Raw genomic sequence first — 253 nt, 5'->3', positions numbered from 1 at the left:
CGATCCCGCCGCCAAACTGGCCGAGCCGGACGCGCAGGCGCTGGCGCGGGCCTACACCCAAGCGCTCCACGCCGCGCGGGCGGCGGGGTATTCGGACTGCACCCCGGGGCGCTTCATCCTGCCCGGGGAGCTGGAGGGATCGCCGGTGCTGACCTTCGCGCCCTTGCCGCCGGGGCCATACCCGCGCGGCGCGCTCGGGCGGGAGTTCGAGCGGCGGTTCGAGGCCTACAAGCGCGAGGTGGCCAAGCCCTTC

1 protein-coding gene is annotated in these 253 nt (G+C 75.5%); it reads left to right on the top strand.

All coding sequences use genetic code 11. From position 1 onward, the window contains the following. Nucleotides 1-253, top strand: a 253-nt coding sequence (locus tag E0702_RS17985; RefSeq protein WP_165927636.1) for a YcjX family protein, incomplete at both ends; no start/stop codon positions are given.

Origin of the sequence: Halomonas marinisediminis (genome assembly GCF_004347715.1) — a bacterium.
Taxonomy (GTDB): domain Bacteria; phylum Pseudomonadota; class Gammaproteobacteria; order Pseudomonadales; family Halomonadaceae; genus Halomonas; species Halomonas icarae.
Note: the sequence above shows the minus strand (reverse complement) of the source record. Positions and strands in the feature narration are given on the sequence as shown.